Genomic DNA, 6,011 nt, shown 5'->3' with positions numbered 1-6,011 from the left:
TCCGCTTCCCGACCGCTTCCTCGCCCGCGTGGAACGCAACTCCCGTCATTCCCTGAATCAATGAACCAGCCGGCCTGAGCGGTTGGTGGCGCCGGCCCGTGCGTGCATGCCGGCAAGCGAAGGTCATGAACCGGGTCTATGACTGGGCATAAGGAATATTCATTTCATCGATTGGCACCATTCGCGTACGCTGGCTGTCGTTCAACCGGGGCCGGCTACCTGGCCTGCCCGGTGCGCGTCGCGTTCATCTCGATATACTCGCGGAAACCGTGCGGTGTCTCGTGATGTCGAGGCACGGCCAACCGGCCCGCAGCGGCCGGAGCAGGCACGGCCAACCCGTCGCGGCAGCGGTTCGCGACGACGATTCACGATAGGAGCAGGTCACATGACAGTCGTTTCTTCGCGCCTTGCCGGCAAGTGCGCATATATCACGGGCGCCGCCGGCGGCCTCGGCCGCGCGATCGCGCGCCGGATGGTCGAGCAGGGCGCGCGCGTGTTCGTGACCGACATCGCCGACGCCGCGGTGCTCGACGCGTTCGCGCAGGAACTCAACGCAGGCCACGCGACGCCGGTCGCGATCGCCGCGACGCAGGACGTGCGCGACGAGGCGCGCTGGCAGGCGCTGCTCGCGCAGGCGGTCGATGCGATGGGCGGGCTGTCCGTGCTCGTCAACAACGCGGGCGTCGGCTCGATCGGCTCGCCTGCGCAGATCGAACTGGACGAATGGCGGCGCGTGATGGCGATCAACGTCGAGAGCATCGTGCTCGGCTGCAAGCATGCGCTGTCGTACCTGGCCGAGAGCCACCCTGCGTCGATCATCAACATCTCGTCGGTCGCCGCGTTCAAGGTCGAGCCGGATTTCACCGCGTACAACGCGTCGAAGGCGGCGGTCGCGTCGCTGACGAAGTCGGTCGCGATCGACTGCGCACGCCGCGAGATCGACGTGCGCTGCAACTCGATTCACCCGGCGTTCATCCGCACGGGGATCGTCGAGCCACTGTTCCAGTCGCTCGGCGAACGCGACGCCACGCGCAAGCTCGCGCGCGGCATTCCGCTGCGCCGGCTCGGCGAGCCGGACGACGTCGCGCACGCGGCCGTGTATCTCGCATCCGACGAGAGCCGCTTCGTGACGGCCGCCGAACTCGTGATCGACGGCGGCATGTGCGCGGTCTGACGCGCATCCCGAACAACAACACCTGGAGGAGAACATCGTGTCGACACCCGTGAACCGCCAACTGCTGCTGAAGACGCGCCCGGAAGGGCGGGTCGGCCGCGAACATTTTTCGCTCGTCGAGACGCCGGTGCCGGCGCTCGCGGACGGCGAGGTACTCGTGCGCGTGCTGTATCTGTCGATGGACCCGACCAACCGCGTGTGGATGAGCGACGTGCCGCAGTACCTGCCGCCCGTCGCGATCGGCGAGGTGATGCGCGCGCTCGGCATCGGGCGCGTGGTCGCGTCGCGCCATGCGGGGTTCGCGGAAGGCGATCTCGTGCAGGGGCTGGTCGGCTGGCAGGACTACGCGGTCGTGCCGGCCGAGCAGGCCGCGCAGCTCGTGAAGTTGCCCGCGCAGTCGGGCCTGCCGCTGCCGACGCTGCTCGGCGCGTGCGGGATGAGCGGGCTGACCGCGTACTACGGGCTGACCGACATCGCGCCGGTGCAGCCGGGCGAGACGCTCGTCGTATCGGCGGCGGCCGGCTCGGTCGGCTCGATCGCCGGGCAGATCGGCAAGATCCACGGCGCGCGTGTGGTCGGCATCGCGGGCGGCGCGGACAAGTGCCGCTACCTGACCGAGACGCTCGGCTTCGACGCGGCCGTCGACTACAAGGCCGACGATTTCCGTCAGCAGCTGAAAGCGGCGACGCCGGACGGCGTGCACGTGAACTTCGAGAACGTCGGCGGCGAGGTGATGCGCGCGGTGCTGTCGCGGATGGTGATCGGCGGGCGCGTCGCGCTGTGCGGCGTGATCTCGAACTACAACAGCGGGCGCGCGGCGGACGACGTCGGCGTGCTGATCTCGAAGCGGCTGACGATGCGCGGCTTCCTGATCCTCGACTATCGCAAGAGCCGCGAGGCCGTGCAGACGCTCGCGGGCTGGCTGCGCGACGGCCGGCTCAAAGCCGAGGAGACGGTCGCGGACGGTCTCGAAAACGCGCCCGACGTGCTGAATCGCCTGTTCGACGGCGACCATCGCGGCAAGCTCGTGCTGCGCGTCGATCCCGACGCGTGACCGGCCCGCGGCACGGCGTGCGAGGTCGTTCGTACGCTGCCGCGAGCGGGTGGCAGACGCGGTGCGTTCGAGTAACCGTGTCTTAGTTTCGGACTTGTCCCATATATTGTCCGGGCTTCTCTCCCTAAAGTGATTGCCAGCAGACAGGCGGCGTGACCGACGCGTCACGCCGCCTTTTTTTCTGGGCACGGGGCAGAGGAGAGGGAACATGCGAAACGACGCGAAGCAGCTGGCATCGGTGGCGATGCGCAATCGAACGGTGCGGTGCGCCGGTGTCGCGCGGCGGATGGCGATCGGGCTTGGCGTGGCGTTCGCGATGTCGAATGCGGTGGCGGCCGGGCACGCCGCGTCAGGCGGCGTCGTGCGGTTCGCGGGCGCGCTCGTCGATTGCTACGACGTGACGCTCGATGCGCGGTCGGGCGTGGTGGTCGAAGGGCGAGAGAGGGTGAACGGCGGGACGGCGGCAACGCTGCGATTCGATGCGCATGGCCGGCGTTTGCCGGGTGCCCATGTGGCACTGGTCGGGCCCGACGGAGCACCGTTCGCGCCGGATGTCGCTTCGCGTGTGCGTGCTACGTGGCGCGATGCGCACGACGATCGACGCGTGCCGCTGGTATCGGGCCGCACGTATCGCGTAGGGCCGTATGGCGGCGTGATGATGCTGGCGGCGGATGAAGAAACGGGCGCCGTGGCGCCCGTCGTGATCCGCATTCGTCATCCGTGACGGCGAATGTCCGCCGATGCACGGCACGTGGCCGCGCGGTGGGTCATTCGGCCTGTTCGGCCCGCGCGTAGATGTCCCAGCTCGCCATGAACAGCGCGGCGACGAGCGGCCCGATCACGAAGCCGGTGATGCCGAACAGCGCCATCCCGCCGAGCGTCGAGATCAGCACGACCCAGTCGGGCATCTTCGTGTCCTTGCCGACGAGGATCGGACGCAGCAGGTTGTCGACGAGGCCGATCACGCCGACGCAGAACACGACGAGGATCACGCATTTCCACACCGCGCCGATCATCAGCAAGTAGAGCGCGGCCGGCACCCATACGAGGCTCGCGCCGATCGCGGGCAGCAGCGACAGGAACGCCATCAGCGCACCCCACAGCACGACGCCTTCGATCCCGAGGATCCAGAAGATCAGGCCGCCGAGCGCACCCTGCACGAGCGCGACCGCGATGTTGCCCTTCACGGTCGCGCGCACGACCGTCGTGAATTTTGCCAGCAGCAGGTTCTTGTGCTCGTCGTCGAGCGGCAGCGCGCGGCGCACGCGGCGGCCGATCTCGCCGCCGTCGCGCAGCAGGAAGAACACCATGTACAGCATCACGCCGAAGCTCACGACGAACTGGAACGTGTTCTGGCCGATGCTGAGTGCCTGCGCTGCCGCGAGCTGGCTGATCTGCGCGGCGCCATCGGTCAGTTTCTTCTGGATGCCCGGGAGGTTGCTCAGGCCGTATTTCTGCAGCAGGTGCTGGATCGACGACGGCAGCGCGTGGATGATGTCCTGGAAGTATTGCGAATAGTTAGGCTGTGCGGTCTTGATTTCCTGGTACACGTACGCGATTTCCTGCACGAGCGTCGCGGCGACGAACACGAGCGGCAGGATCACGATCAGGACGATCAGCGACAGCGTCACGAGCGCGGCCAGGTTGCGCCGCTTGCCGAAGCGCGCGGCGAGCCAGCGTTGCACGGGCTGGAACAGGATCGCGAGAATGGTGCCCCAGAACACGGCTCCGGAAAACGGCGCGAGGATCCAGCAGAGTCCGACGGTGACCGCGGCCAGCAGGAAATAGAAGAATTTTTGGTGGTCGTGTCCGCTTTCCATGGATGACATTCGCGCAGATTGATGCGTGGTTTGATTGAATCTCGTTGCCCCGCGCACGATCGGTTCACGATCGTCACGGGTTCGCGCCGAAATGCGCCGTCGGGCGGCCCGAACCGGAGTATGCCCGCAAAGGTGCCGCCATCATAGCCGCTGCGCGCGGCACATGCGAAAACGCCGCGGCCGGGGCCGCGGCGCTGCCGGGAAGCAAACGCGGCGCAACGCCGCGTGTCGCATCGTCAGATATTGAGCTTCGTGACCTTGGTGCCGTTCACCGACAGGTCGCCCATCAGGCCCGCGTTGGTCAGGACCAGCACCTCGACCGGTGCGGTGGCCGTGGTCGTATCGACCGCGCCGTTCGCGCCGACCTTCACGACCGCGACCGATGCGTCGGCGCCGGCGGCCCAGCCATCGGACTTGCGGAACGAGTCGAGCGCATCCTGCGTCATGAACAGGAACACGATCGCCTTCGACTGCGCGCCGGCCTGCAGGCCGACCGACAGCGACGACGTGTTGTAGTAGCCGACCGTGCTGCCGCCGACACGCAGCGCGCCGTTGCCGGACTGGCCGCCGACGATGAAGCCGGCCTGCAGCACGTTCGGGAACACGAGCACGCCGCGCGATTTCCCGACGAGTTCACGCGAACCCGGCACCGTCGAATAGAGGCGCGACAGCGTCGCGTTGACGCTGGCGTCGATCGACTCGCGCTTCGACGCGCTGGCCGCGGCGCCTTCCGGTTTGTCCGGCGTGGTCGTGCAGCCGGCGAGCGCGAGGCTGCCGAGCAGGACGGCGGCGGCGGCTTTCATGGCAAAGGTCTTCTGCATGGCGTTTCTCCTTCGTTTGTCTGATTGAGGACGGACGGTGCGGGCGCGGGGCGGCCTGCTCCGTTCAACGGCGGGCAAGGAGCAGGCCCGCAACGAACGCGAGGCCGGCGACGACGCCGGCGGTTTGCCACGGGTTGTCGTGCACGACCTGCGACACGCGTTCGGCCGAATCGCGCAGCCGGGCGGCCGCGCTGCCCGACGCATGGTCGAGCGTGCTGCGCGCTTCATCGAGCCTGGATTGCACGCGCTTGCGCAGCGCGGCGATATCGCCGTCGCCGTCGTTTTTCAGCAGATCTTCGAGTTCGTCGACCAGCCCGCGCAGATCGTCGGTGACGTCGGCATGCAGGTCGCGGGCGGCCGAGCGCGTCGTGCGGCCCACGCGCCGGCCCGTGCGACGAATGTCGGAGAGGCCGCGATCCAGTTTGTGTTCGATCGAGTCAGTGAGCGCCATGGTGTTTATCCTCCTTCGATTCAAGGCCAATTTGAAGATAAGACGAATCCCAGCAACTTATGTGATTCACGTGGCCCAATTTTGTTTCGAGACAAATTTTCAATTCGTCGGCAGGATCGCCGCGAAGCCCCGCCGCACGGGGCGGCACGGCCGTTGAAAAAAATTCGCATTCCGGGCGAAGCGGCATATCGGGCGGCGGTAGGCGGTGAAGGCCAGGTAAATATGGCGTCGCCAGGGCTGCCAGGTAAATAGTGCCGTTGCAGGCCTTGTGCTGATGCAAATGCACTAGTCGATGCTGTGTGGACGAGCACGGTTCGTGCCCGGGGCCGCCCATATGCGGCCGTCGTTAAGCGCGACGTCGATCACGACGGGATCGTGGTCCGATGAGCGGTACGCGTCGGGTGCGTAATAGGACGACCGTTGCGCGGACGTTTTGTAATCGGGCACGGGTTGCAGGGCCACCGGTTCGTCGGCGTTGATGTGCCAGACGTGCACGGCCTTCACGCGCGCGGCGAGTGCCGGCGTGGCGAGCGCGTGGTCGAGGTTGCCCGCTTCGCCGCGAAATACGTAGCTGTACGCAGCATCGCCGCCGAAGCGGGCCACCAGGTTCGCGTAGCCGCGCGATTCGAGCGCGCGAACCGGATCTTCCTTCGCGTAGCTGTTCAGGTCGCCGATCAGCAGCACGCCGTCG

Annotated in this window: 7 protein-coding genes; 3 read left to right on the top strand and 4 right to left on the bottom strand. The window is 67.1% G+C overall.

The window, feature by feature from the left end:
* Nucleotides 1–385 precede the first annotated feature (385 nt).
* The 3 genes from JYJ84_RS26415 (at nt 386) to JYJ84_RS26405 (ending at nt 2,952) form a co-directional block, all read left to right on the top strand.
* On the top strand, nt 386–1,174 hold the full coding sequence (locus tag JYJ84_RS26415; protein ID WP_205189638.1) for an SDR family oxidoreductase: 789 nt from the start codon (nt 386–388) through the stop codon (nt 1,172–1,174).
* A 37-nt stretch (nt 1,175–1,211) separates the two neighbouring features.
* The gene (locus JYJ84_RS26410; protein ID WP_043177915.1) at nt 1,212–2,228 is read left to right on the top strand and encodes an NADP-dependent oxidoreductase; all 1,017 of its coding nucleotides are present in this window, start codon (nt 1,212–1,214) and stop codon (nt 2,226–2,228) included.
* 208 nt (nt 2,229–2,436) lie between these two features.
* Nucleotides 2,437–2,952, top strand: a complete 516-nt coding sequence (locus JYJ84_RS26405) for a thioesterase (protein ID WP_122949107.1) — start codon at nt 2,437–2,439, stop codon at nt 2,950–2,952.
* Nucleotides 2,953–2,995: 43 nt separating this feature from the next.
* Here JYJ84_RS26405 and JYJ84_RS26400 read toward each other — a convergent pair whose 3' ends face one another.
* The 4 genes from JYJ84_RS26400 to JYJ84_RS26385 form a co-directional block, all read right to left on the bottom strand.
* A complete protein-coding gene (locus JYJ84_RS26400; protein ID WP_122949108.1) occupies nt 2,996–4,048 on the bottom strand; it encodes an AI-2E family transporter in 1,053 nt (350 codons plus the stop codon).
* Between the two features lie 236 nt (nt 4,049–4,284).
* On the bottom strand, nt 4,285–4,869 hold the full coding sequence (locus tag JYJ84_RS26395) for a YSC84-related protein (protein ID WP_122949109.1): 585 nt from the start codon (nt 4,867–4,869) through the stop codon (nt 4,285–4,287).
* A 64-nt stretch (nt 4,870–4,933) separates the two neighbouring features.
* Nucleotides 4,934–5,320, bottom strand: coding sequence for a YqjD family protein (locus tag JYJ84_RS26390; RefSeq protein WP_122949110.1), 387 nt, complete (start codon nt 5,318–5,320; stop codon nt 4,934–4,936).
* A 285-nt stretch (nt 5,321–5,605) separates the two neighbouring features.
* Nucleotides 5,606–6,011: endonuclease/exonuclease/phosphatase family protein (locus tag JYJ84_RS26385; protein ID WP_205189636.1), on the bottom strand; the 406-nt coding region annotated here is incomplete at its 5' end.

This window comes from Burkholderia sp. LMG 13014 (assembly GCF_905232215.1).
Lineage (GTDB): Bacteria > Pseudomonadota > Gammaproteobacteria > Burkholderiales > Burkholderiaceae > Burkholderia.
Note: the sequence above shows the minus strand (reverse complement) of the source record. Positions and strands in the feature narration are given on the sequence as shown.

What these genes read in the sequence shown, in the direction of transcription:
- JYJ84_RS26395 (WP_122949109.1), bottom strand. Translation starts at nt 4,869, where the DNA reads ATGCAGAAGACCTTTGCCATGAAAGCCGCCGCCGCCGTCCTGCTCGGC.
- JYJ84_RS26400 (WP_122949108.1), bottom strand. Translation starts at nt 4,048, where the DNA reads ATGGAAAGCGGACACGACCACCAAAAATTCTTCTATTTCCTGCTGGCC.
- JYJ84_RS26415 (WP_205189638.1), top strand. Translation starts at nt 386, where the DNA reads ATGACAGTCGTTTCTTCGCGCCTTGCCGGCAAGTGCGCATATATCACG.
- JYJ84_RS26390 (WP_122949110.1), bottom strand. Translation starts at nt 5,320, where the DNA reads ATGGCGCTCACTGACTCGATCGAACACAAACTGGATCGCGGCCTCTCC.
- JYJ84_RS26405 (WP_122949107.1), top strand. Translation starts at nt 2,437, where the DNA reads ATGCGAAACGACGCGAAGCAGCTGGCATCGGTGGCGATGCGCAATCGA.